This window comes from Geodermatophilus amargosae (assembly GCF_041028265.1).
Taxonomy (GTDB): Bacteria; Actinomycetota; Actinomycetes; order Mycobacteriales; family Geodermatophilaceae; genus Geodermatophilus; species Geodermatophilus amargosae_A.
In genome coordinates, this window is record NZ_JABGCW010000015.1 from 121,327 (window position 1) to 145,914 (window position 24,588).

At 73.2% G+C, this 24,588-nt stretch carries 22 protein-coding genes; 10 read left to right on the forward strand and 12 right to left on the reverse strand.

Annotated features, from left to right (window positions below):
- The first annotated feature begins 25 nt into the window (after positions 1–25).
- Entirely contained in the window at positions 26–1,411 is a 1,386-nt protein-coding gene (locus HLV61_RS18785) for a TonB-dependent receptor (protein WP_369258138.1), read from the forward strand.
- Position 1,412: 1 nt separating this feature from the next.
- On the opposite strand, the gene HLV61_RS18790 is transcribed toward HLV61_RS18785, so the two are convergent.
- Positions 1,413–2,447 (reverse strand): alpha/beta fold hydrolase, encoded by a 1,035-nt coding sequence (locus HLV61_RS18790; protein WP_369258140.1) that lies wholly within the window; start codon positions 2,445–2,447, stop codon positions 1,413–1,415.
- Positions 2,448–2,497: 50 nt separating this feature from the next.
- Positions 2,498–4,027 carry a flavin-containing monooxygenase gene (locus tag HLV61_RS18795; protein WP_369258142.1) on the reverse strand — a complete coding sequence of 510 codons (1,530 nt, stop codon included), beginning with the start codon at positions 4,025–4,027 and terminating at the stop codon, positions 2,498–2,500.
- 112 nt (positions 4,028–4,139) lie between these two features.
- Here HLV61_RS18795 and ychF point away from each other — a divergent pair, with 112 nt between their 5' ends.
- The gene (ychF, locus tag HLV61_RS18800) at positions 4,140–5,213 is read left to right on the forward strand and encodes a redox-regulated ATPase YchF (protein WP_369258144.1); all 1,074 of its coding nucleotides are present in this window, start codon (positions 4,140–4,142) and stop codon (positions 5,211–5,213) included.
- 19 nt (positions 5,214–5,232) lie between these two features.
- On the opposite strand, the gene HLV61_RS18805 is transcribed toward ychF, so the two are convergent.
- A complete protein-coding gene (locus tag HLV61_RS18805) occupies positions 5,233–6,333 on the reverse strand; it encodes a tyrosine-type recombinase/integrase (RefSeq protein WP_369258145.1) in 1,101 nt (366 codons plus the stop codon).
- Positions 6,334–6,763: 430 nt separating this feature from the next.
- On the opposite strand from HLV61_RS18805, the gene HLV61_RS18810 reads away from it, so the two are divergent.
- A complete protein-coding gene (locus tag HLV61_RS18810) occupies positions 6,764–6,976 on the forward strand; it encodes a hypothetical protein (protein ID WP_369258147.1) in 213 nt (70 codons plus the stop codon).
- 810 nt (positions 6,977–7,786) lie between these two features.
- Here HLV61_RS18810 and HLV61_RS18815 read toward each other — a convergent pair.
- The 3 genes from HLV61_RS18815 to HLV61_RS18825 all read right to left on the reverse strand — a co-directional run bounded on the left by HLV61_RS18815 (position 7,787) and on the right by HLV61_RS18825 (position 10,231).
- Positions 7,787–8,338: a hypothetical protein gene (locus tag HLV61_RS18815; protein ID WP_369258148.1), complete on the reverse strand. Its 552-nt coding sequence runs from the start codon at positions 8,336–8,338 to the stop codon at positions 7,787–7,789.
- 223 nt (positions 8,339–8,561) lie between these two features.
- Positions 8,562–9,338: a hypothetical protein gene (locus tag HLV61_RS18820; RefSeq protein ID WP_369258150.1), complete on the reverse strand. Its 777-nt coding sequence runs from the start codon at positions 9,336–9,338 to the stop codon at positions 8,562–8,564.
- The gene (locus tag HLV61_RS18825) at positions 9,335–10,231 is read right to left on the reverse strand and encodes an ABC transporter ATP-binding protein (protein ID WP_369258152.1); all 897 of its coding nucleotides are present in this window, start codon (positions 10,229–10,231) and stop codon (positions 9,335–9,337) included. Before HLV61_RS18825 ends, HLV61_RS18820 begins: the two co-directional genes overlap by 4 nt.
- A gap of 130 nt (positions 10,232–10,361) precedes the next feature.
- Here HLV61_RS18825 and HLV61_RS18830 point away from each other — a divergent pair, with 130 nt between their 5' ends.
- From HLV61_RS18830 to HLV61_RS18840, 3 genes are all read left to right on the forward strand, one after another.
- Positions 10,362–11,543 carry a sensor histidine kinase gene (locus HLV61_RS18830; protein WP_369258154.1) on the forward strand — a complete coding sequence of 394 codons (1,182 nt, stop codon included), beginning with the start codon at positions 10,362–10,364 and terminating at the stop codon, positions 11,541–11,543.
- Complete coding sequence (locus HLV61_RS18835; protein WP_369258156.1) at positions 11,540–12,214, forward strand: response regulator; 675 nt, start codon at positions 11,540–11,542, stop codon at positions 12,212–12,214. The genes HLV61_RS18830 and HLV61_RS18835 overlap by 4 nt, the downstream gene beginning before the upstream one ends.
- A 594-nt stretch (positions 12,215–12,808) precedes the next feature.
- On the forward strand, positions 12,809–13,030 hold the full coding sequence (locus HLV61_RS18840; RefSeq protein WP_369258158.1) for a hypothetical protein: 222 nt from the start codon (positions 12,809–12,811) through the stop codon (positions 13,028–13,030).
- A 247-nt stretch (positions 13,031–13,277) separates the two neighbouring features.
- On the opposite strand, the gene HLV61_RS18845 is transcribed toward HLV61_RS18840, so the two are convergent.
- Complete coding sequence (locus HLV61_RS18845) at positions 13,278–13,883, reverse strand: DUF1684 domain-containing protein (protein WP_369258160.1); 606 nt, start codon at positions 13,881–13,883, stop codon at positions 13,278–13,280.
- 183 nt (positions 13,884–14,066) lie between these two features.
- Here HLV61_RS18845 and HLV61_RS18850 point away from each other — a divergent pair, with 183 nt between their 5' ends.
- Positions 14,067–14,909 carry an MBL fold metallo-hydrolase gene (locus HLV61_RS18850; RefSeq protein WP_369258162.1) on the forward strand — a complete coding sequence of 281 codons (843 nt, stop codon included), beginning with the start codon at positions 14,067–14,069 and terminating at the stop codon, positions 14,907–14,909.
- A 344-nt stretch (positions 14,910–15,253) separates the two neighbouring features.
- On the opposite strand, the gene HLV61_RS18855 is transcribed toward HLV61_RS18850, so the two are convergent.
- The gene (locus tag HLV61_RS18855; protein ID WP_369258164.1) at positions 15,254–16,705 is read right to left on the reverse strand and encodes an NAD-dependent succinate-semialdehyde dehydrogenase; all 1,452 of its coding nucleotides are present in this window, start codon (positions 16,703–16,705) and stop codon (positions 15,254–15,256) included.
- A gap of 152 nt (positions 16,706–16,857) precedes the next feature.
- The gene (locus HLV61_RS18860) at positions 16,858–17,823 is read right to left on the reverse strand and encodes an SDR family NAD(P)-dependent oxidoreductase (RefSeq protein WP_369258166.1); all 966 of its coding nucleotides are present in this window, start codon (positions 17,821–17,823) and stop codon (positions 16,858–16,860) included.
- 45 nt (positions 17,824–17,868) lie between these two features.
- Here HLV61_RS18860 and HLV61_RS18865 point away from each other — a divergent pair, with 45 nt between their 5' ends.
- Positions 17,869–18,441 (forward strand): TetR family transcriptional regulator, encoded by a 573-nt coding sequence (locus tag HLV61_RS18865; RefSeq protein ID WP_369258168.1) that lies wholly within the window; start codon positions 17,869–17,871, stop codon positions 18,439–18,441.
- Between the two features lie 18 nt (positions 18,442–18,459).
- Here HLV61_RS18865 and HLV61_RS18870 read toward each other — a convergent pair whose 3' ends face one another.
- The 3 genes from HLV61_RS18870 to HLV61_RS18880 all read right to left on the reverse strand — a co-directional run bounded on the left by HLV61_RS18870 (position 18,460) and on the right by HLV61_RS18880 (position 20,543).
- Positions 18,460–19,329: an RNA polymerase sigma-70 factor gene (locus tag HLV61_RS18870; RefSeq protein WP_369258170.1), complete on the reverse strand. Its 870-nt coding sequence runs from the start codon at positions 19,327–19,329 to the stop codon at positions 18,460–18,462.
- The gene (locus HLV61_RS18875) at positions 19,326–19,919 is read right to left on the reverse strand and encodes a carboxymuconolactone decarboxylase family protein (protein ID WP_369258172.1); all 594 of its coding nucleotides are present in this window, start codon (positions 19,917–19,919) and stop codon (positions 19,326–19,328) included. Before HLV61_RS18875 ends, HLV61_RS18870 begins: the two co-directional genes overlap by 4 nt.
- Positions 19,920–20,036: 117 nt before the next feature.
- Entirely contained in the window at positions 20,037–20,543 is a 507-nt protein-coding gene (locus HLV61_RS18880) for a hypothetical protein (protein ID WP_369258174.1), read from the reverse strand.
- 227 nt (positions 20,544–20,770) lie between these two features.
- On the opposite strand from HLV61_RS18880, the gene HLV61_RS18885 reads away from it, so the two are divergent.
- The gene (locus tag HLV61_RS18885) at positions 20,771–23,623 is read left to right on the forward strand and encodes a BTAD domain-containing putative transcriptional regulator (RefSeq protein WP_369258176.1); all 2,853 of its coding nucleotides are present in this window, start codon (positions 20,771–20,773) and stop codon (positions 23,621–23,623) included.
- 94 nt (positions 23,624–23,717) lie between these two features.
- Positions 23,718–24,554 (forward strand): class I SAM-dependent methyltransferase, encoded by an 837-nt coding sequence (locus HLV61_RS18890; protein ID WP_369258178.1) that lies wholly within the window; start codon positions 23,718–23,720, stop codon positions 24,552–24,554.
- Positions 24,555–24,588: the final 34 nt, after the last annotated feature.

Here is a 24,588-nt window from a genome sequence, read left to right on the forward strand (position 1 = left end):
GGAGGGGAGCCGCATGGACGCCGGCGTGGACACACTGCAGAAGGCGCTGCAGATCAACCTGGACCCGCGCTGGTACGGGACCATCGCGGAGATCGGGGCCGGGCAGGAGGTGGCCCGCTGGTTCTTCCGCGCGGGCGGCGCGGCGGGCACGGTGGCCAAGTCGATGTCGGCCTACGACATGGCGGTCAGCGACGCCGTCTACGGCAAGTCCGACCGCTACGTCTCCAAGGGCCGGCTGCAGGCGATGCTCGACCACGAGTTCCAGCTCGACGTCGACCGGCTCGGTGACCAGCGCGGCGACGAGACGTCCTTCTTCGCCTTCGCCGACACCGTCGTGGCGCGCAGCTACCGCGGGGGCAACGAGTGCCACGGCTGGATGGGCGTGAAGTTCCAGGCGCACCCGCGCGACGAGCCCAGCCAGGTCGTCGTCCACGTGCGGATGCTCGACGACGAGGCGCCCCAGCAGCAGGAGGCCCTCGGGGTGGTCGGCGTCAACCTCCTGCACGGCGCCTTCTTCCAGCACCACCAGCCCGACCGCCTCGTGGAGAGCCTGCTCGACCGGCTCACCACCGGCCGGGTCGAGATCGACCTGATCGAGATGAGCGGCATCGAGTTCCGGATGGTCGACAACCGGGTGATGGCGCTCAAGCTCGTGCAGGTCGGGCTCTCCGGCGCGGCGATGTTCGGTCCGGACCGGCAGGTGCTGCAGCCCAGCGAGGCGCTGCGCAAGAAGGCGATCCTGGTGGAGCGGGGCAGCTTCCGTCCGCCGACGGTCGTCAACATCGACATGCTCGAGGCGGCCCGGGCCGCGTTCGAGCGGGACCCGGCGGTCGCCGGACGCGAGGTCGTCGCCGTCACCGAGCTGACCATGGCCAACCTGCGCGCCGGAGGGGACGTCGTCGACCGGCGGGACTTCCTCGCCCGGGCCGACCTGCTGGCCGCCTGTGGCCTGCCGGTGCTGATCTCGGACTTCGTGGCCTACCACCGGCTGGCCGCCTACCTGGCCTGGCGCACCGACGGACGGCTCGGGATGGTCATGGGGCTCCCCAGCCTGGTCGAGCTGTTCGACGAGGCCAAGCACGCCGAGCTGCCCGGCGGCATCCTGGAGAGCTTCGGCCGCCTGTTCAAGAACGACCTGCGGTTGTTCGTCTACCCGATGCTGCGCGACGGTCGGGTGGTCACCCTCGACACCGTCGAGGTGGACGAGCAGCTGAGGCCGCTGTTCGACTACCTGAACCGGCGCGGCAGCTTCGTCGGGCTCGACCACCAGCCCGACTACCTGCCGATCCTCAGCCGGGACGTGCTCAAGCGGATCCCGACCGAGGACACGAGCTGGGAGTCGATGGTGCCGCCCGAGGTCTCCGCGGTGATCAAGAAGCGGGGCTTCTTCGGCTACGACCGGGCTCGCTGAGTCACGCCGTCCGCGCCTGCTCCGCAGGAGCATCGGCGAGGGCCCGGTCGACCAGTGCGAGCAGCCGCCGGCTGACCTCGGGACGGCGCTCCATCTGCACCATGTGCCCGGCGCCGGGGTAGACGGCGAGCTCGGCTGTGGGCAGCGCGTCGGCGAGCACGCGGCTGTGCTCGACGGGGCAGAGCCGGTCGGCGTCCCCGACGGTGATCAGCACCGGCACCTCGGAGAGCGCCTCGAGGGCCGTGCGCCGGTCGTGGTCGGAGAACGTGGGCAGGAAGGCGGCCACCGTCTCGGCCGTGGTGGCGCGGTGCACCTCCAGTGCCGCCTGCACGTCCGCCGGGTCGGCGTCGCCGCTGAAGATGAGCCACGCGTCCATCGCGCCGACCGTGCGCTTCTTCCCCGCCAGCTCGGCCTTCACCGCCCGCTCGTTGAGCACCGGCAGCAGCTTCGCGACCACGCGGGCCAGCGGCGCCGGCAAGCCGTAGGTGATGGTGTCCAGCCCGCCGGAGCTGGTGCCGACGAAGGCGACGCCGACCACCCGGTCGCCGAACAGCTCGGGACGCTGCTCGGCCAGCGCCATCAGCGTCATGCCGCCCATGGAGTGGCCGCCGAGGACGACCGGCCCGTCGGGGACCACCGCGTCGAGCACGCCGGCCAGGTCGCGGCCGAGCTGCTCGATGGTGGCCCTGTCCCGCGGTGTCGCACCGGAGGCGCCGTGCCCGCGGTGGTCGTAGGTGACCACCCGGAGGTCGGGCCGCGCCTCGAGCAGGTCACGGACCTGCCCGGCCCACAGCCGCGAGGACTGCACGTACCCGTGGGCCAGGACGACGGTCGCGGTGGGCCGTTCCGCGCCGAACTCCTCGACGTGCAGGTCGATGCCGTCCTCGGTGGTCACCGTGCGGACGCGGCCCTGCGGCAGCGGAGGAGCCGGCGGGGCGGCAGGCGTGGCGCTGCGGTCGGCGGCTCGGCGACGGGCGACGACGGCGCCGGCCGCGACGGCGACGGCACCTGCGGCGGCGAGGGAACGGGTGCGCATGGGGGAGGGGACTCCAGGGCTCGGACGGACGGGTTCAGGCGGGGACGGCGTCAGGCGGGGACGGGGACGCGGCGCGGGCTGCGCAGCTCGTAGGAGTCGGCGTCGAAACGCCGCATCAGCCGCATGAACGCCGACGTGCGGGCCGGCCAGAGGGTGAAGTTGCGGCCCTGCTCGTCGCGGTACCAGGACCGGCAGCCGCCGGCGTTCCACACGGTGTCGGTGAGCTCGGACTGCAGCCGGGCGTTGTAGGCCTCCTGCGCCGACCGGCGGACCTCCAGCGCGCCGGCGCCCGTCTCCTGCATCCGCCGCAGAGCCTCGACGACGTAGCCGATCTGCGCCTCGATCATGAGGACGACGGAGGTGTGCCCGAGCGCGGTGTTGGGCCCGAGCAGCAGGAAGAGGTTGGGGAACCCCGCCACGGTGGTGCCGCGGTGCGCCTGGACGCCGGAGCGGTCCCACTCCTCCCGGAGTGTGGCGCCCTCGCGGCCCACCAGCCGGTGACCGAGCGGGATGTCCATGACCCGGAAGCCGGTGCCGTAGACGATGACGTCGACCTCGTGCTCGGTCCCGTCGGCGTCGACCACGGCGTGCGGGCCGACGGCGGTGACCGGCGAGGCGACCACCTCGACGTTCGGCTGCGTCAGCGCCGGGAGGTAGTCGTCGCTGACGATCACCCGCTTGCAGCCCATCGCGTAGTCGGGGGTGAGCTTCGCGCGGAGCTCCGGGTCGGGCACCTGCTGCTCCAGGAACTTCAGGGTCTGCCCCTCGAAGAACCTCCGCAGCCGCCCGGCGCCCGTCCACAGGCCGAGCCGGGCCTCCCGGGCGACGTACTGGCCACCGCGGGCCAGCCGCAGGTACCCCGGCACGCTCGCCATCCGCTGGTGCTCGCGCTCGGTGTAGGCGCGGTCCTGGCGCGGGATCACCCACGGCGGGGTGCGCTGGAAGACGACGACCGCCGCCGCCACCTTCTGCAGCTCCGGCACGAACTGCGCGGCCGAGGCGCCGGTGCCCACGACGGCGATGCGCTTGCCGGTGAGGTCGACCGAGTGGTCCCAGCGGGCGGAGTGGAACGACGGGCCCTGGAACGTCCCGATGCCGGGCACCTCGGGCAGGTGCGGCTCGACCAGGCCGCCGGCGCCGCTGACCACGACGTCGGCGGTGAGGCTGCCGCGCGAGGTCTCCAGGTGCCAGACCAGCGCGTCGTCGTCCCACCGGCCGGCGACGACGTCGGTGTCGCAGTACAGGTGGGGGAGGACGCCGTGGTCGGTGGCGACCTGCTCCAGGTACTCGCGGAGCTCGGGCTGCCGGGAGTAGACGTGCGACCAGTCCTTCTTGGGTGCGAAGGAGAACGAGTAGAGGTGGCTCGGCACGTCGACCGCCGCGCCCGGGTAGCCGTTGTCCCGCCAGGTCCCGCCGAGGCTGTCGGCCCGCTCGAGGACGACGAAGTCGTCGACGCCGGACCTCTGCAGGGCGACCGCGGTGCCGATGCCGGAGAAGCCGCTGCCGACGATCGCCACACGGGTGTGCGCGGGGAGCGCGCCGGTGGCGGTGGCGTGCCGCGACGTCGTCGTCAGGGTCACGGGGACCTCCAGGTCTCGTTGGTGTGACGAGCGTCGCACGTGTTCCAACCGGACCCGCAGGCACCCGCCGCTCGTCGTCCGCGCCGGGAGACGCCCCGTAGGCTGGACTCCCGTGAGTCTCACCATCGGGATCGTCGGGCTGCCCAACGTCGGCAAGTCGACGCTGTTCAACGCGCTGACCAAGAACGACGTCCTGGCGGCCAACTACCCCTTCGCCACGATCGAGCCGAACGTCGGCGTCGTCGGCGTGCCGGACGAGCGGCTGGGGAAGCTGGCCGAGCTGTTCTCGTCGCAGAAGGTGGTGCCCGCGACGGTGTCGTTCGTCGACATCGCCGGCATCGTCCGCGGCGCCAGCGAGGGCCAGGGGCTGGGCAACAAGTTCCTCGCCAACATCCGCGAGAGCGACGCGATCTGCCAGGTGATCCGCGTGTTCAGCGACCCCGACGTGGTGCACGTCGAGGGCGAGGTCGACCCGGGCGACGACATCGAGACGATCAACACCGAGCTCGTCCTCGCCGACCTGCAGACGCTGGAGAAGGCCATCCCGCGGCTGGAGAAGGAGTCGCGGAAGGACAAGGAGCGGGCGGCGCTGCTCGCCGCGGCTACCGCGGCCCGGGACGTCCTCGACACGGGGAGGACGCTGTTCGCGGCCGGGGTCGACCCCGCGCCGCTGCGCGAGCTGACGCTGCTGACGACCAAGCCGTTCCTCTACGTCTTCAACGTCGACGCCGACGAGCTGGCCAACGAGGAGCTGATCTCCGAGCTGCGGGCGCTGGTGGCGCCGGCCGAGGCGATCCTGCTCGACGCCAAGACCGAGTCCGAGCTGGCCGAGCTGCCCGCCGAGGAGGCCGCCGAGCTGCTCGAGTCGATCGGGCAGAACGAGCCGGGCCTCGACCAGCTGGCCAAGGTCGGCTTCCGCACTCTCGGGCTGCAGACCTACCTCACGGCCGGCCCCAAGGAGGCGCGCGCCTGGACCATCCCGGTCGGCGCCACCGCACCCCAGGCCGCCGGCGTCATCCACACCGACTTCCAGCGCGGCTTCATCAAGGCCGAGGTCGTGTCCTACGACCAGCTCATGGACGCCGGCTCGATGACCGAGGCCAAGTCCCGCGGCTGGGTGCGGATCGAGGGCAAGGACTACGTCATGGCCGACGGCGACGTCGTGGAGTTCCGCTTCAACGTCTGACTGAGCGCATTTGCCCTGCTCAGAGGCTTATTGAGGTGCTCGAGTCCGCACGCAGTCCGCAACTGTCCGCAAAGAGCTGCTCGGCGGCACGCCTCGTGCGGTCCTCCGCGGTGGGCCAGAGGTGGCTGTAGGTATTTAGCGTCGTGGTGGCCGTGGCGTGCCCGAGGGCGCGTTGGACGGTCACGACGTCGCAGCCGGAGGCGATCAGCCCCGAGGCGTAGAAGTGCCGGAGGTCGTGCAGCTTCACGCCCGTCAGACCTGCCGATGCGAGGGTGGTGCGCCAGCGGTAGCCGACGGTGTTCTGGTGCGGCGGTTCGCCGGCTTCTCCGGTAAAGATCCAGTTCCCTTCCGGGCAGTACGCGGCGACGTGCTGGGCGAGCAGGTCGACCAGTGAGGGAGCGAGGTAGACCTGCCGCTCGCTGCCGTATTTGGGTGCGCGGATGTCGAGCCCGCCGCCGGTCATGCGCTGCACCTGGCGGGCGACGGTGAGGGTGCGGCGGAGGAAGTCGACGTCGCCGACGCGGACGGCGGCCGCCTCCCCGAGCCGGAGGCCGGCGAAGGCGCACAGCCCGACGAAGGCGCGGAAGGGCCCGTCGGCGGCCTGGAGGAGGGCGCCGACCTGAGCCGGCGTCGGCAGGGTCATGGCGGCGGCAGCCCGGCGCCGGCGGGGGAGCGTGACGCCCTCGCTCGGGTCGCGGGGGATGACCCGGTCGGCGACGGCGCCGCGGAGGACGGCGCGGACGTTGTTCGTGCGGGTGTGCACGGTGCCCGGGGCCAGACCGCGGGTGACCATGCTCTTTATCCACTGCTCGATGTGGGAGCGCCGCAGCGAGCGCATCCGGACCTCACCGAAGGTGGCTGACCGGGCAGCGAGACCCATGGCGGCCTCGGTCCCTGGCGCCCAGACCTGTCGAGCGGACCACTCGGCGTAGTACTCAGCGAACGTCTGCCGGCCCGCGGTCGGGTCGACGTAGGTGCCGGTGACCACCGCCGCAATGACCTCGTCGAGCCAACGCTGGGCGTCGACCTTCCGGTCGAAGTGCCGGGCGTGCTCCTTGCCGTGTTCGTCCCGGTACCGCGGCCGGTACTTGCCGTTCGGCAACCTCGAGATGCTGGCCATGCTGCTGCCCCTCGTCGTCGGTCGATCCGGCGCCCACCCCGAGGTCCCGGTGTAGCGCTCACGGGTCCGCCGGTGGGGCTCGGGCCAGAACCGCAGATGACTCAGTGTTGTGCGGGAGATGCTCGCCACTTCGGCGCTCATGGGGTTTCCTCGCACTTCTTTCCTTGAACAGCGAAATCTCACTGGGAGATCCTTGCCATGACAACTGCCCCTCTCGGCGCCTCGGCCCGTGCAGATCGCGACTCGCTGGGTGAATCGTCGGGCAACGCTGGATTAGTCGCTCTTGCGGTTGGAGTCGGAGGCTTCATTTGGAGCGCCGGGCGGACGGCTGGAGAGGTCGTCGGAACTGTCGGTCAGGTCGTCGGGACCGTCGCTGAAGTGGCGGGGACCATTGTCGAGGTCGTCGGGACAGTCGTCGAAGGATTGGCTGGTGCCATCGAAGAAGCGTAGGCGCGCCGCCGTGGAGAACCTGGCCGCCCGGTCCGGGTACCGACTCCTGCGGTTGGAGACCGGAACCGAGCAGCCGGAAGCAGTCGGCCTGTACCGCAGCGCCGGATGGCAGCAGATCCCCTGTTACGGCTACTTCAAGGACGACCCGACCACCTCCTGCTTCGAGAAGGCCCTGACCGCCGCCACCGCATAGGGGCTGGTCTGCGCTTGCGTCTCTGTGAAGCGCCTTTCGAGGTCGCTGCTCGTGCCGTGGAAGGCCCGCTCGAATGCTGACCAGTCAGTCGCGTCGAACCAGCACCCGATCGGCTCGGACACCACGACGAGGAAAGACCCAGGTGGTCCGGCGATATCCAACTATTGATGGGCCCTTGACAGGGAAGGCGAGCCTTCCCTCCCGTCGGTAGGTGTCCCATAGGCCGCTTTCAGGGACACGGGCTAGACGCACGCCAGACGCGGATCCCGACTGACGTCCTGTTAGGGTCGACGCACAAGACGCGCGGAGCTCAGCACTGGAGATTTGCGAGCCCACGAGGCGACACACCTCATGCACTGTCGGGCCAGCGACTCGTTGTGACGAGTAGATCGAAGTAGCGACGACGATCAATTACGGCTTGGTGCCCGCGGAGAAGACCCCCTGCCCTAGTCGCGTCGTCTCCGTCGCCAAGATGCAAGAGGTGTGTCGCCTCGTGATCTTCAGAGCTCCGGTTAGAACCTGCATACGGTGCGGACTCGGCGCAGGCGCACAGGGCGGACTGGGGTGCACGGCCATGCGGGTGTCGGTCAACGGCCGGTGGTCTCCCGATGGCGCCTGCCATGCGAGGGGACAATTGGCCCTGTTCTCCGGTCGTGAGGTGCGTCCTTCCCGAACTTGTGGCGTCGCGGCTCCGTAGCCGTCTGGCGTGTCACGCATGGGCCCTGGCTTTTGCGGCGGCTGGTGACCCCACTGCAGATGCGGCGCTGTGCCAGTAGACGAGGAGGCGCGAGCGGGGCAGCGAGAACACCGTCAGGCTCGTGCGTCTCGTCCCAGCAGGCGGCAAACCAGTCGCTGGACGGCGCCCGGCGGGACCTCGGCGGGCCACTCGGGCACCGGCTGGGAGTCCGGAACCATGGTCGCGAGCACGACTTCCCGGATCGCGTTGGAGTCGCTGCCGAGGGACTCGAGCAAGCGGGCGGAGCCTGTCCCGGGCTCAAGCACAGCGAGCCAGAGCTCGCCGGTCCCGAGTCGCGGCCCGGGCCGCAGCCGTCGCGCCCGCACCAAGGGTCGCCACTTCGCGGTGAACCGGGTTGTCGCCTCGCGGAACTCTGCCGCCGGCACGGCCCTGACCGGGCTCGTGGACGCGTCCTCGCGCGTCGGGCCGGCACCGCCGAGCCGATCGAGCACGGCCTCGGCGGTGATCCCCGGGTCGGCCTCGGTGACGCGTCGGGTGACCGGATCTCGCGTCCGGAGTAGCGCCAGGAGCACCTGGCAGGTGTCGTAGCCCGTGGCTCCGAGCCGGTTGGCCTCGTCGCCGGCGAGGCGGATCACGGTGCCGGCGGTGTCGTCGTACGGGAACACGATTGCTCCTTCGGGGATGGCGGGGTCGGAGGTGGTCAGGTCATCGAAGGGGCGCCCACCGGAAGACCCGACGGGCGAGGACTGTGCCGACGACGAGCCAGGCCGGGAGAACGGTCGAGGGCAGGGGAGTCCGTCGAGCTGCAGGCGGCCGTGGCCAGCATCGCCCCCGTAACGAGCATCGCCCCCGTGACCGGAACGGACGCCCACTACGTCTTGGTGTCCGCTACTTGATCTCGCGGCGTAGCAGCCGCCACACCCCGGCGGCGAGCGGCAGCAGGATCCACCAGGTCGTCGTCGCGATCAGTTGAACCCATTCCACGCCGTCGATCGTGTGGCTGTGCAGCGGGTCCTGCGAGGTGGCGAGGTCGATCCAGGGAGCCGCCTCCTGGAGCCCGTCGACCAGCGTGAAGAGGGTGAAGAAGGCGGCAGGCAGGACGAAGTAGCCCACCAGCGCGGCCGCCGTGTTCATCAGCAGCGCGCCGAGCGCGAGGCCCTGCAGGAGAGACAGCCCCTGAACCAGCAGGGTGTCCCGCAGCCCGGCCGCCCCGTACGCCCAGGACCCGTTCCCGTCGAGCAACGCCATCCCGAGGACGTTGCCCACCGCCGCGGCGGCGAGCCCCAGCCCGATCGCGAGGGCACCGAAGATGCCGGTGGCGGCGAACTTCATGGCAAGCACCCGGCCGCGGCTCGGCTCCAGCGCGTGCGTCACCAACCCGGTCCGCTGCGTCCACTCGGTGGTCACCGCCAGGATGCCCAGCACCGGCAGGAGCAGTTCCTGGGGCATCACGGTGACGTCCACGAAGTCCCGGAACGTCAACTCCGCGGGCTCGGCGGCGAACAGGTAGATGCCGACGGCGGCCGCGGTCGACAGCCCGACGGCGACCAGCAGCCACAGCCCGGCCCGGGTGTCGAGCAGCTTGCGCAGCTCGACGCGCAGCAGCCGGCCCAGCGGGATCCCGGTGTCGGCCGGGCGGGCACCGAGGACGTCGACGGCGGTCATGCCGGCACCTCCGTCCGGTCCCCGGCGGTCAGCTGCAGGAACATCTCCTCCAGGCCCGCGCCGTCCGCGGCGCGCAACTCGGTGAGGACGGCGCCCGCGGCGGCAGCTGCGCGGCCGACGTCCTCGATCGAGGCATCGATCAGCAGCCCGCCGTCGGGACGCGCCGAGGACCGCAGCCCCGCGAGCTCGAATGCCCGGACGAGGGCGTCGAGGTCGGGGCCGCGGACGATCGTGCCGGCGGCGGCGAGCAGCTCCCCCTTGGTGCCCTGGGCGACGATCCGGCCGTTGCCGATGATGACCAGCTCGTCGGCCACCGCCTGCACCTCGTGCAGCAGGTGCGACGACAGCAGCACGCAGCCGCCGCGGTCGGCGAACCGGCGGAGCAGCCCGCGCATCCAGTGGATGCCGGCGGGGTCCAGCCCGTTGGCCGGCTCGTCGAGGATCAGCACCTCGGGCTCGCCGAGCAGTGCGTGGGCGATGCCGAGCCGCTGGCGCATGCCGAGCGAGTAGTCCCGGACCCGTCGCCGGCCCTCCGCGGGGGTGAGTCCGACCAGCTGCAGCATCTCGTCGACCCGCGTCCCGGGCAGTCCCATCAGCGTCGCGCCCAGCACGAGCACCTCCCGGCCGGTGCGGCCGGGGTGCTGCGCCGAGGCGTCCAGCAGCACCCCGGCGTGCCGCCCCGGGTTGGGCAGCTTCGGGTAGGGGACGCCGAGGACGGTCGCGGAGCCGCTGGTGGGCGGCGTCAGGCCGACCATCATCCGCATGGTGGTCGACTTGCCGGCCCCGTTCGGGCCGAGGAAGCCGGTGACTGTCCCCGGCCGGACGGCGAAGGACACCGAGTCGACGGCGGTGTAGCCGCCGTAGCGCTTGGTCAGGTGGTCGAGTTCGATCATGCGGTCAGCCTGCGGCCGCAGGACCGGGCGGCACATCGGACCGCGGTCGGTGCGTGCGCGACCGGAGTCGACGTCCGACATCGACTTTGGTCGGTGGTGCGCAGCCGCCGCCGGGACCTAGCCTCGGCCGGTGGTCATCGTGGCTGAAGCCCCTCGACGCCGGCTGACCGCCACGCAGAGGACCTGGGTGTACCTGCTGTTCGCCGTGGTCGTCGGTGGGCTGTGCTGGTCGGTCACCGTCGATGACCAGTGGTCCGATGCGCGGGGATTCTTCTGGGTCGACCTGGCCCTCGGGCTCGTGTCGCTGGCCGCCGTCCCCTTCCGCCACCGCTGGCCGTTGACGACCGCCGTCCTGACGAACGTGGCGACCGCGCTGTCGAGCCTCGGCATCGGCGCCTGGCTGGTCTGCCAGGCATCGTTGGCCACCCGTCGCCGCTGGCGGGAGCTGCTGCCGACCGGTGTTCTGGCGGTCGTCACCGGGCAGCTCTACCTGGCCGTGGAGCCCGGCCAGATGATGACCTGGTACGGCAACCTGCTCTGGTGCAGCCTGTCGAGCGTGGCGGTCATCGCCGCCGGCATGTACGTCGGCGCCCGCCGCGACCTGGTGGCCACGCTCCGCGACCGTGCCGAACGCGCCGAGCGCGAGCAGGAGCTGCAGGTGGTCACCGCTCGGACCGGCGAGCGCACCCGGATCGCCCGGGAGATGCACGACGTCCTGGCGCACCGGATGTCCCTCGTGGCGCTGCACGCGGGCGCGCTGGCCTACTGCGAGGACCTGGGCCCCGACGAGACCCGCGCGGCCGCGGAGGTCATCCAGTCGAACGCCCAGCGGGCACTGGCGGACCTCCGGGAGATCCTCGGCCTGCTGCGCGACACCGAGCACGGGATCGACGCGACCGGCCACCGCCCGCAGCCGACACTGGGCGACCTGGACACCCTGCTCGACGACGAGCGCGCCGCAGGCACCGCCATCACCCTGCGCGCCGACCTGGCCGAACTCGGCGAGCTGCCGCAGACGATCGGCCGCAGCGCCTACCGGATCGTGCAGGAGGGCCTCACCAACGCCCGCAAGCACGCGCCGCACACCGCGGTCGCGGTGGAGCTCGCCGGCCGGCCGGGAACGGGTCTGGACGTGTGCGTGCGCAACCCGATTGCGGTCGGGGCCAACGGGCACGGGACCGACGGGAACGGCGGGGGCTTCGGGTTGGTCGGGGTGGCCGAGCGCGCCGCGGCCAGCCACGGGCGGGTCGAGCACGGCCGCACCCCGGACGGCGACTTCGTCCTGCGGGCCTGGCTGCCGTGGGAGCGGTGAGCGACGGCCCCGTGCGGGTCGTGCTGGTCGACGACGACCCGCTGGTCCGAGCCGGGCTCAACCTCATGCTCGGCGGCGCACCACGGCTGGAGGTCGTCGGCGAGGCCGGGGACGGCGCCGAGGCGCTGGAGGTCATCGACCGGGTGCGCCCGGACGTCGTGCTCATGGACATCCGGATGCCGCGGGTCGATGGGCTCGCCGCCACCCAGCGGCTCGCCGAACGGCCGGACCCGCCGAAGGTGATCGTGCTGACCACCTTCGACGCCGACGAGTACGTCGTCCGCGCCCTGGCCGGCGGCGCGACCGGCTTCCTGCTCAAGGACACCTCGCCGCCAGCGATCGTCGACGCGATCCAACGGGTCGCCGCCGGAGAGCCGATGCTGTCGCCCAGCGTCACGGCGCAACTGATCCGCAGGGTCGTGTCCGGGCCTCACACCGGTGCGGACGCCACCCGGGCGGGTGCCGCGTCGGCGCGACTGGCGAGCCTCAGCGCACGTGAGCGAGACGTGGCCGTGGCGATCGGCAAGGGCAAGTCGAACGCCGAGATCGCCAGCGAGCTCTTCATGAGCCTCGCCACCGTGAAGGCCCACGTCTCGCGCATCTTCGACAAGCTGGCGGTGACCAACCGCGTCCAGATCGCGATCTGCGTGCACGAAGCCGACCTCGTGTAACACGGGCTTCCGAATGTGCGGGAGCGCCTGATGTCGGGAGACACCGGTGAACCGGTGTTTCTCACACGGAGGTAGAGCGTTTGACGGGAATGGAACCCGCATAGTCAGCTTGGCGGGGTGGTGCTCGCTTCCTCCAGTGCTACTCCAGCCCGAGTGGAGGAGTACCGGAGGAACAAGGTGAAGACCCCGTGTCCACAGGTCCCTCCTTTGTCCCACCGATCACAGCGATCGAGCGTTCGAGCGGTCAGGGGGCGCTAAGCCCGCAGGACCGAGGCAGCGCCACCTCCGGGCTTGACCGGGCCAAGGGTGGCGCAACATGAAACCGGTTGGTCGAAGCACTGCAGGCTTGAGACTTCTTCAGAGGTAGGGCGCCGGATATGAGGTAGCAAGACGAACTCGTCCCGATGGCCTGCCACAACGGCAGCGCTGCTGAAGCGTTGCCCCCAAGGCGCCTGCAAGGACACCAGGGGACGAGAAGAGCCCACCTAAGGCTGTGGTGAGGGACGCCTTGGCGGCGTCCTCGTCCAGCACTCGATCGGCTGGAATCTGGCGACGCACTCGGTGCTGTCAGTTGCTGTAGAGCAGGCTGCAGTCGTGGTGGGTGACTCGACGTCGCGGCCGGGTGGTCGAAGCGACCGGCTCATCCGTGCTTACCGCTGGGTCTGCATCGTGGGCGCAGTCATCGGTGTGATCACGGCCCTCGCCTTTCTCGCTTCCGGCGACGGGTTCATGGCGGCCTTCTTCGCCGTCTTCACCCTGCTGTTGATCCCGGCGTACCTCTGCTTCCGTTGGGCTCTGCGCCGTCGTCCTTGGTGAGCCCGTCACTCCGCGTTGAGCGCGATGGGGGGCAGCGGCCGCTCGGGAACTCGCCCGAGCGCGTGGGGACAGTCCGCACACGGTCCGCAACTCGGTCGAGATCGGCCAATGGCAGCCAACGCCGTCCAAGTACATGATCGCTGCTCAAGGGCGGTTTCCGTCGATGTCCGTCGTCCGTCAAACACCCCATCTTCGTTCCGCTTCGACGTCTGATCGCGAGCTCGCGGCGGGACCCTGCTGGGAGGCCTCAGTACCAGCCGCCGGGAGGGAGCTGCTCCCCGGCGGCGACCACGGAGTCCAGCCGGTTCCCCTGCTGCGCGAGCGGGCACGACCAGCGCGGGTCGTAGGTGCACGACGGGTGGTAGGCGAAGTTCAGGTCGACCACCAGGGAGCCGGCGTCTCCGCCCAGGTCGGCGCCCTTGATGGTGTCCAGCAGGTAGCGGCCACCGCCGTAGGTCGCCGTCCCGGCGCTGCCGTCGCGCAGCGGCAGGAAGACCCCGCCGCCGTACCCGCCCAGCCACCAGACATCGAGCCGACCGAGGTCGCCCAGGGTGATCCGACCGATCCGGTCCATCGCCACGACCCCGTCGTCCGCGGTGGGCAGCTGGAGGCGGACCGGCTCGACGTCGGTGTCCAGCCGCGGACGGAAGCGCAGTGCGGGGTCGTAGGGCGCCAGCGGGAGGCCGCCGCGGGTGCGGCCCTCCTCGTCCAGCGGCGAGTCGGGGTGGCCGGCGAAGAGCGCGTCGCGGCCGGCGCCCCATGCCCGCCAGCCCTCCTCGGGGTCCTCGGCCGCCCGCACCCGGGCGTAGAGCTCGGCGACCTGGCGCCGCCAGTCGAGCAGGGTCAGGCTCACGCGGCAACCCTGCCACGGCAACGGACGGACGCCGGCGCACGGGACGCGTGCCGGCACCGTTCGGGGCCGTCGTCGTCGCGGCGGTGCTGCGCCAGGAGTCGTCCTGCAGGCCGCGGCCTCCACTACCGCGGAGCACGGCGGTCCCGACAGGCTGTCGCAGGACACGAGCGGAAGGAGTCACGCGTGCTGACGCAGGTGGCGGAGGGCGTGCTGGTCCACCAGAGCGCACTGCTCCAGAACAACGCCGTCGTCGTGCGAGGCCCGACCGGCGTGCTGCTCATCGACCCCGGCATCACGGACGACGAGATGACCTGCCTCGCCAACGACCTGTCCACTGCAGGCCAGCGCGTCGTGGCGGGCTTCTCGACGCATCCCGACTGGGACCACGTGCTCTGGCACGCCGACCTGGGCGAGGCGCCCCGCTACGGCACGGCCCGCTGCGCCGAGGCCATGCGAGACCTGCGGTCGCAGCCGGACTGGCAGGCCCGCGCCGCCGAGGGGTTGCCGCCGGAGATCGCCGAGGAGGTGCCGCTGGACCTGTTCGGCCTCATCACCGGTCTGCCCGCCGGGACCGCGGAGATCCCGTGGGACGGCCCTCGGGTCCGGATCGTCGAGCACCCGGCGCACTCCCCGGGCCATGCGGCGCTGGTGGTCGCGGAACGCAGGGTCCTCGTCGCCGGCGACATGCTCTCCGACGTCCTGATCCCGATGCTCGACGATCCGGACGCGGACGGCACCGCCGACCCGATCGAGGGCTACCTCGTCGGACTGGACGTGCTCGAGGGCCTGGCGGACGACGTCGACGTCGTCGTCCCTGGCCACGGGTCCGTCGGCGGAACCGGTGAGGTGCGGGTACGGATCACGCTGGACCGCGCCTACGTGGAGGCCCTGCGCGACGGCCGCACACCCGACGACCCGCGCATCGGCCCGTCGGCCAGGCCCGGCTGGGAGTGGGTGAGCGACGTGCACGACGGGCAGGCCCGGAGCCTCGCCCGCGGGAGCGAGCGCGACGGGCCCCCCGGATAGCGACCAGCTCGGGGCCGCACGTCGCCGCTGGTGGACGGCCAGGCCGGGCTGCCGAGGTCCCGGCTCTCCACCTGCTCCGCGTCCTGCGACCGGCGTCACCGCGTCGTCATCCGTGCACGGGGACGACGGCGGTGCGGGGCACGTGACGACCAGGGGTCGACGAGACGGGATCACGTCCGTCGACGGCGCACACCGGCCGTCATCCCGACCCGCGCCGGCCTCCCTGCGGCGGGAGCGCCTGTGAGCGACGGGGCGGGCGGAGCGGCCCCTGGCCGCTGGACACCGGTCCCGCAGGTGCGCGGCGGCCCGGGACGAAGGCCTGGCCGACAGGTCCACCGCGTGGGTCAGATCGAGATGCCGACGAGCTTGGTGTCGAGGTACTCGTCGATGCCCTCGTAGCCGCCCTCGCGTCCCAGGCCGCTGGCCTTGACCCCACCGAACGGGGCCGCGGCGGACGTCGGGTTGATGTCGTTGACGCCCACCATCCCGAAGCGCAGCTTCTCGGTGACCCGGATCGCCGTGGACAGGTCGTTGGTGTAGACGTACGCGGCCAGGCCGTACTCGGTGTCGTTGGCCCGTGCGACGACCTCGTCCTCGTCGTCGAACGGGGTGACCGCGGCGATGGGGCCGAAGGTCTCCTCGCGGGAGACGAGCATGTCCGGCGTCACGTCGGCCAGCAGCGTGGGCGAGAAGAACGTCGTGCCGCCGAGTCCCTCCACCTGCACGCGCTCGCCGCCGGCCACGACCCGGGCCCCTCGGGTCCGGGCGTCCTCGACCTGGGCCTCCATCTTGACCACGGCGCGCTCGTCGATCAGCGGGCCGATGGAGATCCCCTCGTGGTCACCCCTGCCGACGCGCAGTGCCGACATCCGCTGCTCGAGGGTGGCGACGAAGGTGTCGTAGAGGGAGCGGTGGACGTAGATGCGGTTGGGGCTGATGCACGCCTGTCCGGTGTTGAGGAACTTCACCAGCGCGGCTCCCTTGGCGGCACGCACCGGGTCGGCGTCGGGGAAGACGATGAACGGCGCGTGCCCACCGAGCTCCACCGACACCCGCTTGAGCGTGGCGGCGGCCCTGGCCACGAGCACCTTCCCGACCGCGGTGGAGCCGGTGAAGGTCAGCTTCCGGACCACCGCGGAGTCCAGCAGCGTGTCGCCGACCTCCGCCGGACGCGTGGTGGTGACCATGTTGACCACCCCGGCGGGCAGGCCGGCGTCGACCAGCACCTGCACCGTCGCGGCCGCGCACAGCGGGGTCTGGTCGGCGGGCTTGAGCACCGACGTGCACCCGGCCGCGATGGCCGGTGCCAGCTTGCGGGTCAGCATGGAGATCGGGTAGTTCCACGGCGTGATGGCCGCGACCACGCCGACCGGCTGGCGCATCGTCACGAACCGCTGGTCGGCCCGCGCCGAGGGGATCGTGACGCCCCCGACGCGCTTGGCCTCCTCGGCGAACCACGCCAGGAAGTCCGCCGCGTACGCCACCTCGTTCATCGACGCCTTGAGCGGCTTGCCCTGCTCGCGGGTCATCAGCGCGGCCAGCTCCCTGCGCCGCTCCCGCATCAGCGTGTCGGCCCTCGCGAGGACCGCCGCACGCTGGTAGGCCGTCGCGGTCGACCAGGCCGGGAGTGCGCGCTCCGCGGCGGCGATCGCGGCCGCGGTGTCGGTCCGGTCGCCGTCGGAGGCCTGCCCGATGACCTCGCCCGTGGCCGGGTCGACGACGGGGAACGTCGCCCCCCCGGCGGCCGCGCGCCACTCCCCGTCGACGTGGATCGTGCGTCCTGGCTCCTGCGTCATGGCGCTGCCTCACTGGGTGGGCGATCCCGCGGATCGGGGTCGGGTCCGCGGTGCGGTCGGGACCGCGCGGCGATGGTGTCATCCGCCTGCGGCGGACGACGGCGTGTACGCGGCTCGACGTCCATCGGACGGATCGGCCCGGTGGCCTCCGCTCAGGCGGCCGCCCGTGCGGAAGCCACGAGTCGCTCGCTGACGTCCCAGAGGCGCCGGGCGGCGTCGGGGTCCAGCGCGTGGGGCACGACGCCGTGGATCCCGTCCAGCCGCTCGACGACCTCGGCCTCCTGGCAGTCCTCGAAGTACCTCCCGCCGACGCCCGCCACCAGGGGAGAGGCGGCCAGGAACACCGACGTGGCAGCGCCCTGCGCGGGGGTCTTCATGTGGAACAGGCCCGCGCTCTCCGCCCGGCGGGCCTGCTCCTCCGCCGCCGCGCGCATCTCCGCGGGCCAGTGACGCTGCAGCGGCGTCCAGATGCCGCCGGGCATGAGGGCGTTGGCGGTGATGCCCTCGCCGGCCCAGCGCCGCGACGCCTCGACCGCGAACAGCACGTTCGCCGTCTTGGACTGCCCGTACGCCAGGCCCGGCTGGTAGGGGCGACGCTCGAAGAACAGGTCGTCGAAGACGACCGGTGAGGCGGCGTGGCCGCTGGAGGACACGACGACGACGCGTGCGTCGCCGGCCTGCGCCAGGGACCCGGAGAGACCCGTCGTCAGGGCGAAGTGACCCAGGTGGTTGGTGCCGAATTGCGTCTCCCACCCCTGCGCCGTCCGGCCGAATGGGGTGTCCATGACGCCGGCGTTGGCGACCAGGACGTGCAGGGGGTCCTCCCAGGCGCCGACGAAGGCGTCCACGCTCGCCAGGTCGGCGAGGTCGAGGCGGGCGACGTCGGGCTCCGGTCCGCCGCTCGTGCCGGCGATGTCCGCGGCGACACGCTGCCCGGCGCGCGGGTCGCGGACGGCCAGGGTCACCCGCGCCCCGGCATGGGCCAGGGCCCGCGCGGTCTCGACGCCGATGCCCGAGGAGGCGCCCGTCACCACTGCCCGACGGCCGGTCAGGTCGGTGCCCTCCACGACCTCGAGCGCGGTGCTCCTGCTGGTGAAGCGGCTCCGGATCCGTGTCACACCTCGAAGGTAACCAACTGTTTGGTTACTTGCTAGCCTGGTCCCGTGCGGAGGGACGGGGAGCGGAGTCGTCGTCGCGTACTCGACGCGGCGTCGGCCGAGTTCGCCGCGTACGGGATCGCCGGTGCCCGGGTCGACCGCATCGCGGCGTCCTCCGGCGTGAACAAGGCGCAGATGTACGCCTGGTTCGGCTCGAAGGACGGCCTGTTCGACGCCGTCTTCGACGACCAGCTGCACCGCATCGTCGACTCGGTGCCCTTCGACGCGCACGACCTGCCCGGCCATGCCGTCGCCCTCTACGACTCCTACCTCGCCGCCCCCGAACTGGTCCGCCTGACGAGCTGGAACCGGCTGGAGCGCGTCCCGGCAGGCGACATCCTGGCCGGATACGAGACGCTGGCGCAGCCCAAGTACGACGCGATAGCCGAGGCGCAGCGAGAGGGGCGCATCGTCGACGGCATCCGGCCGGACGAGGTCTACTCCCTCGTCATCGCCCTCGCCGGGACGTGGTCGCCGGTCAGCAGCACCTACACCGCCTCGGCCGGGGAGGACCCCGGCGAGCACGAGCGGCGGCGGGCCGCCCTGCGACTGGTCGTCGGGCGGGCCCTGGTGCCGTGACCCGGCGCGGGGACCGGCTCACCGGCGAAGGTCGGCGACCTCGTCGAGGCGGCGGAGCTTGTGCGGGTTGCGCATCGCGTACATGCGGGTGATCCGGCCGTCCTCGACGACGAAGGTGATCACCGTGTCGAACTCGCCGCCGGCGTCGACGTGCGCGGCGACCGTGCCGTTGACCAGCGGCGTGGTGATCCGCACGCCCGGCGCGAGGTCGGCGAAGCGCGCCAGCGCCCGGGCCACCCGCAGCTGACCGGTCACCGGACGGAGCGCGGCCGGCGCCAGGCCGCCGCTGTCCGCGACCACGACCACGTCGGGCGCGAGCACGTCCATCAGGCCCTGCACGTCGCCGGCGGTCACCGCGGCGAGGAACCGGTCGACGACGCGCTGCTGCTCGGCGCGGCTCACCTCCATCCGCGGCCGCCGCGCGGCCACGTGCTCCCGCGCCCGGTGCGCGATCTGCCGCACCGCGGCACCGGACTTGCCGACCGCCTCGGCGATCTCGTCGTAGGGCACGGCGAACACCTCGTGCAGCACGAGGACCGCGCGCTCGGTCGGCCCCAGCGTCTCGAGCACCGTGAGCATCGCGATCGAGACGCTCTCCGCCAGTTCGACGTCGTCGGCCACGTCGGGGCTGGTCAGCAGCGGCTCGGGCAGCCACTCCCCGACGTAGTCCTCGCGGCGGCGGGCCACGGTGCGCAGCCGGTTGAGCGCCTGACGGGTGACGATCCGCACCAGGTAGGCCCGGGGGTCGCGCACCGCCGCCCGGTCCGCGTCGGCCCACCGCAGCCACGCCTCCTGCACCACGTCGTCGGCGTCGGCGGCCGAGCCGAGCATCTCGTAGGCGACGGTGAACAGCAGGCCGCGGTGGGCGACGAACGGGTCGTCGGTCACGCGGAGGCGACACCGGCCGGCGACGGGGCCGCCAGCGGCGCCAGGCCGCAGGACGCGGCGAACTCCTCGGACCGGATGCCGAGCGCGACGTTGCCGCGCGCGGTCATGTTCATCGTCCCGATCCTGGCGGTCAGCTCCACCAGCGCGGGAGCCCCCAGCTCCTCGAGCAGCGCGGCCGACATCTCGTCGGTCACCGCCGGCGGGGTCTGGCTCATCGCCTCGGCGTACTCCATCACCCGCCGCTCCAGCGGGGTGAACACCGTGGACTCCCGCCACCGCGGGACCTCGCGCACCTTGGTCTCGTCGAGACCGCGGTTCCGCGTCATGAAGTGGTGCAGGTCCAGGCAGAAGCCGCACCCGATCGTGGCGGCCGAGGCCATGGCCGCGAACGTCGCGAGGGCGGGGTCGAGCCGGTTCCACGAGTCGACCTTGCGGCCGAAGCCCATCGAGGCCTTCATCACCGCGGGGTACTGCCACATGACGCCCGCACCCTCCGGCACCCGGCCGAAGATCCTGCGGCTGATCGTCGTGACGAGGGTCCCGTAGACGCCGGTGAGCTCGGTCGCGGGGACCCGGGTCCTGCTGGTCATGTCTCCTCCAGGGTGTGCGGTGTGTCCGACATGGAGACACCGGCCACGACCCGGACGTGACAGACCCGAGGTGGCACGTGACCGCCCGGCGTGCCGGGCGGTCACGTGCCGGTGGGGCTACTCGCCCGACTTGGCGGGCGGGATCAGCGGGTCGGGCAGCGCACCGTTCGCGCCGGTGGTGCCGCCGGTACCCGACACCGGCGTCGGCGGGGTCACGACGACGTCGAGCTCCTCGATGACGGCCGCCTCGGCGGCGAGCGCCTCGGTGTCGGGGATGCCGCCGCTGGCGATCCCGGGGGTGGACAGAGCGGCGCCGGCGGTCCCCGCGCTGGACGTCCCGGCGCTGGACGTCCCGGCGCTGGAGGTCCCGGCGCTGGAGGTCCCCGCGCTGGACGTCCCCGAGCTGCCGCCCTGGCCGCCGGACGCGGCCTCGGTCAGCTTGTCGATGCTGCCCTGCAGGGGAGCCGGGGCGGCGTCCCGGGCCTTCTCGATGGTCTGCCGGACCTCCGGCCGGCCCAGGAAGCCCTGCGCGGCCTGCACGATCTGCTGGTAGCGGTCCTTGCCGGCGCGCGCGCCGAGGACGTACCCGACGCCGAAGCCGAGTCCCAACGTCACCTTGCCCATGGCTCTCCTCCGTCTGTCGTACCGATCCACCGGTCCCGACGAGCGCCGGACCGGGGCCCTCCGTGATCCGCAGCTACCCGCCGGGTGGTGCGCCAACCCGCTCCTCGCGGCTGAGGTCCGGCCGAGGACCGAGGGGGAGACCAGTGGCTGGCGGAGCCTGTCCACCGCCCGGGGGCGCCGCTAGGGTCGGCCGCACCCGTTGCAGTCCCCTCGCAGGCGAGGCGGCGATGACCGGCACGAGGCAGGTGCACTTCCGGGTCCTGGGACCGCTGCAGGTCGAGGACGGGTCGGGCCCTGTCGCCGTCGGCGGGCACAAGCCACGCACCCTGCTCGCCGCGCTGCTGGTCGCGCGCGGCGAGGTCGTCCCCGCCGACCGGCTGCTGGCCGCGGTGTGGGGGGACAGCCCGCCCGACGGCGCGGCGACCGCGCTGCGGGCCTACGTCTCCCGGCTGCGCGGCGTCCTCGGCGACGCCGCACCGCTGCGCCATCGCCCGCCCGGCTACTGCCTGTCGTTGGCCGCCGCGACGCTGGACGCCGACGGGTTCGAGCAGCGGGTCCGCACCGCCCGCGCCGCCGCGGCCGCGGGGGACCACGCGCGGGCGCTGGACGACCTCGAGGCCGCGCTCGGGCTGTGGCGCGGCGACGCGCTCGCCGAGTTCGCCGACGAGGAGTTCGCCGTCGCCGAGGCCGCCCGCCTGACCGAGCTGCGCGCGGGCGCCGCCGCCGACCGCGCCGAGGCGCTGGTGGAGCTGGGCCGGGCGGCCGAGGCGGTGCCCGAGCTCGAGGCGCTGGTGCGCCGCAGCCCCACGTGGGAGCGGCCGGCGGTGGCGCTCATGCGCGCGCGGTACGCGACCGGGCACCAGGCCGACGCGCTCGCCGCCTTCCACGACCTCCGGACCCGCCTCGACGACGAACTGGGCGTCGAGCCGGCGGCCCCGGCGCGGGAGCTGTACCGGCGGATCCTCGTCCACGACCCCGCGCTGGCCGCGGCGCCGCCACCGGGCAACCTCCCGCGGCGGGCCAGCGGCTTCGTGGGCCGGGACCGGGAGGTCGAGCGGGTCCTCGCCGCCCTGCGCGCCGGCCCGCTGGTCACGCTGACCGGCGTCGGCGGTGCGGGGAAGTCCCGGCTCGCGGTCGAGGTGGCGGCCCGGGACCGGGACCGCTTCGCCGACGGCGTGTGGCTGTGCGAGCTCGCCGCCCTCCCCGACGGCAGCCCGGTCGGCGACGCGGTCTCCGCGGCGCTGGGCATCCGGCAGCGCTCGGGGCTGTCGGTCGAGGACAGCGTGCTCGACTACCTGCGCGGGCGGGCGCTGCTGCTGGTCGTGGACAACTGCGAGCACGTGCTGCCGCACGCGGCCGGCCTGGTCGCCGAGATCGTGCGCCGGTGCCCGCGGGTGGTGGTGCTCGCGACCAGCCGCGAGCCGCTCGCCGTCGAGGGCGAGCAGGTGTGGCCGGTGCCGCCGCTGCCGCTCGAGGACGCCACCGCGCTGTTCGTCCAGCGGGCCCGCGCAGCGACGCCGGACTTCCGCCTCGACCCGGCGGCCGCCGACGCCGTCGCCACCATCTGCAGCCGCCTCGACGGCCTGCCGCTGGGCATCGAGCTGGCCGCGGCCCGGATGCGCGTCATGAGCCCGGTCGAGGTCGCCGCCCGGCTCGAGGACACCCCGCTGCTCGGCGGCGGGCGCGGCCCGGTCGCCCGGCACCAGAGCCTCGTGGCGGCGATCGAGTGGTCCTACCGGCTGCTGCCCGAGGCCGAGCAGCGGCTCTTCCGCGGCATGTCGGTGTTCGCCGGCGGCGCGGACCTGCGCGCCGTGCACCGGGTCGCCGACCCGGAGGCGAGCGAGGACGACGTCCTCGACCGGCTGACCCGGCTGGTCGACCGGTCGATGGTGGTGGTGCGCAGCGGCGTGCACAGCCGCTACGGGCTGCTGGAGACGCTGCGCGCCTACGGCCGGGCGCAGGCCGGGGACGCGGGGGAGACCGCCGCGCTGGCCCGGCGGCACGTCGGCTACCACGTCGACTACGCCGAGCGGGCCGGTGCCGGACTGCAGGGACCCGACGAGCGGGCGTGGGCGGAGGAGGCCCTCGGCGTCTACGACGACCTGCGGGCGGCGTTCACCCGCGCGGCCGCCGACGGCGAACGGGACCTGACCGTGCGGCTGGTCGCGGCCGTGCCCGAGCTGGTGCACCTGCGGGTCGGCTACGAGGCCTACGCCTGGGCCGAGTCGCTGCTGGGCGTGGTGGACCCCGGCCACCCGCGGTACCCGGCCGCCGTGGGCGCCGCTGCCCGCGGGGCCTGGAACCGGGGCGACTTCGCGCTCGCGCGGGCGACCGCGCTCCTCGCCCCCGACCGCCCGCCGCCGCCCGGCACCGCCCGCATCGCCCACCCCGGCGACGTCCTCGCCGACGTGGCGCTCTACGAGGGCGACGTGCACGCCGCGCTGCGGCACTACACGGCCGAGGCGGAGCGCGCCCGGGCCGACGGCGACCGGATCCGGCTGGTCTGGACGCTGTACTACGTCGCGGTCTGCCAGGCGGTGCGCCGCCGGCCGGAGCTCGGGCTGGCCGCCGCGCGGGAGAGCCTCGAGGTGGCCGAGGTGACGGCCAACCCGACGGCGCGGTCGATGGCCCGCTACGCGCTCGGGCTGGTGCTCAAGAAGTCCGACCCCGCACGGGCGCTGGCGCTGTTCGACGAGGCCGGCGAGCTGGCCGCGTCCGTGCGCAACTTCTGGTGGTACGGGATCGCGCTGATGGAGGCGGCCGCGACGCGCGCCGTGCACGGCGACCCGGCGGAGGCGGCCCGCGCGCTGGTCACCGTCCTCGACCACTGGGAGCGGGTGGGCGACTCCACGCAGCAGTGGCTCAACCTGCGCTACGTCGTCCGGCTGCTGCAGCGGGTGGGGGTCCCCGGGGACGCGGAGGCCCTGCACGCGTGCCTGGTGGCGGCGGGCAAGCCCTCACCGCTCGGCCCGCCCGACCGCGACGCGCCCCGCGGCGACCCCCGGGCGGCCGAGGCCGGCGCGGTCGCGCACGCCCGCGCCGCGCTGGGCCGGGTCGCGTCGTCGCCCGTGCGTGCATGACGGGTGCAGCCGCGGTGCAGCCGGTCTGCAACGCGGCCGGGCCACCGTCGTCGCATCGCGGGGAGGACCCCGCACGACGGACAGGAGCAGACAGATGACGGACACCATGGACGCGATCGCCGCCGACCGCGCCCTCAAGGCCAAGCACCGGGCGATGTGGGGGCTGGGCGACTACCCGTCCGTGGCCCGCGACCTCATCCCGGAGCTCGGCCGGGTCCTGGTCGCCGCCACCGGGGTGCGCCGCGGCGAGCGGGTGCTCGACGTCGCGGCCGGGACCGGCAACGCCGCCGTGCCCGCCGCGCTGACCGGCGCGGAGGTGGTGGCCTCCGACCTCACCCCGGAACTGTTCCCGGCCGGCCGCGAGTCCGCCGCCGCCCAGGGCGTGCAGCTCACGTGGGAGGAGGGCGACGCCGAGGCGCTGCCGTACCCGGACGCGACCTTCGACGTCGTGCTGTCCTGCGTCGGCGTGATGTTCGCGCCGCACCACCAGCAGGCGGCCGACGAGCTGGCGCGGGTGTGCCGTCCCGGCGGGCGGATCGGGCTGATCAGCTGGACGCCGGAGGGCTTCGTCGGCGAGATGTTCCGGACGATGAAGCCCTACGCGCCCCCGCCGCCGCCCGGCGCGCAGCCCCCGCCGCTGTGGGGCGACGAGCAGCACGTGCGCGAGCTGTTCGGCGACCGCGTCACCGACGTCGTCGCGCGCCGGCAGGTCGTGACCACCGGCGGCTGGGCGTCGCCCGAGGCCTGGCGCGACCACTGGAAGACCGTCTACGGGCCGACGATCGCCACCTACCGCAACGTCGGCGACGACCCGGAGCGGGTGGCGGCGCTGGACCGCGACCTGGCCGCGCTGGCCGCGCGCTACGACCGCGGCACCGGGACGACGGTCCTCGACTGGGAGTACCTGCTGCTCACCGCGCGCCGCGCGTGAGCGTTCCCGACCCCGCCGGCCCGGCCGGCGGGGT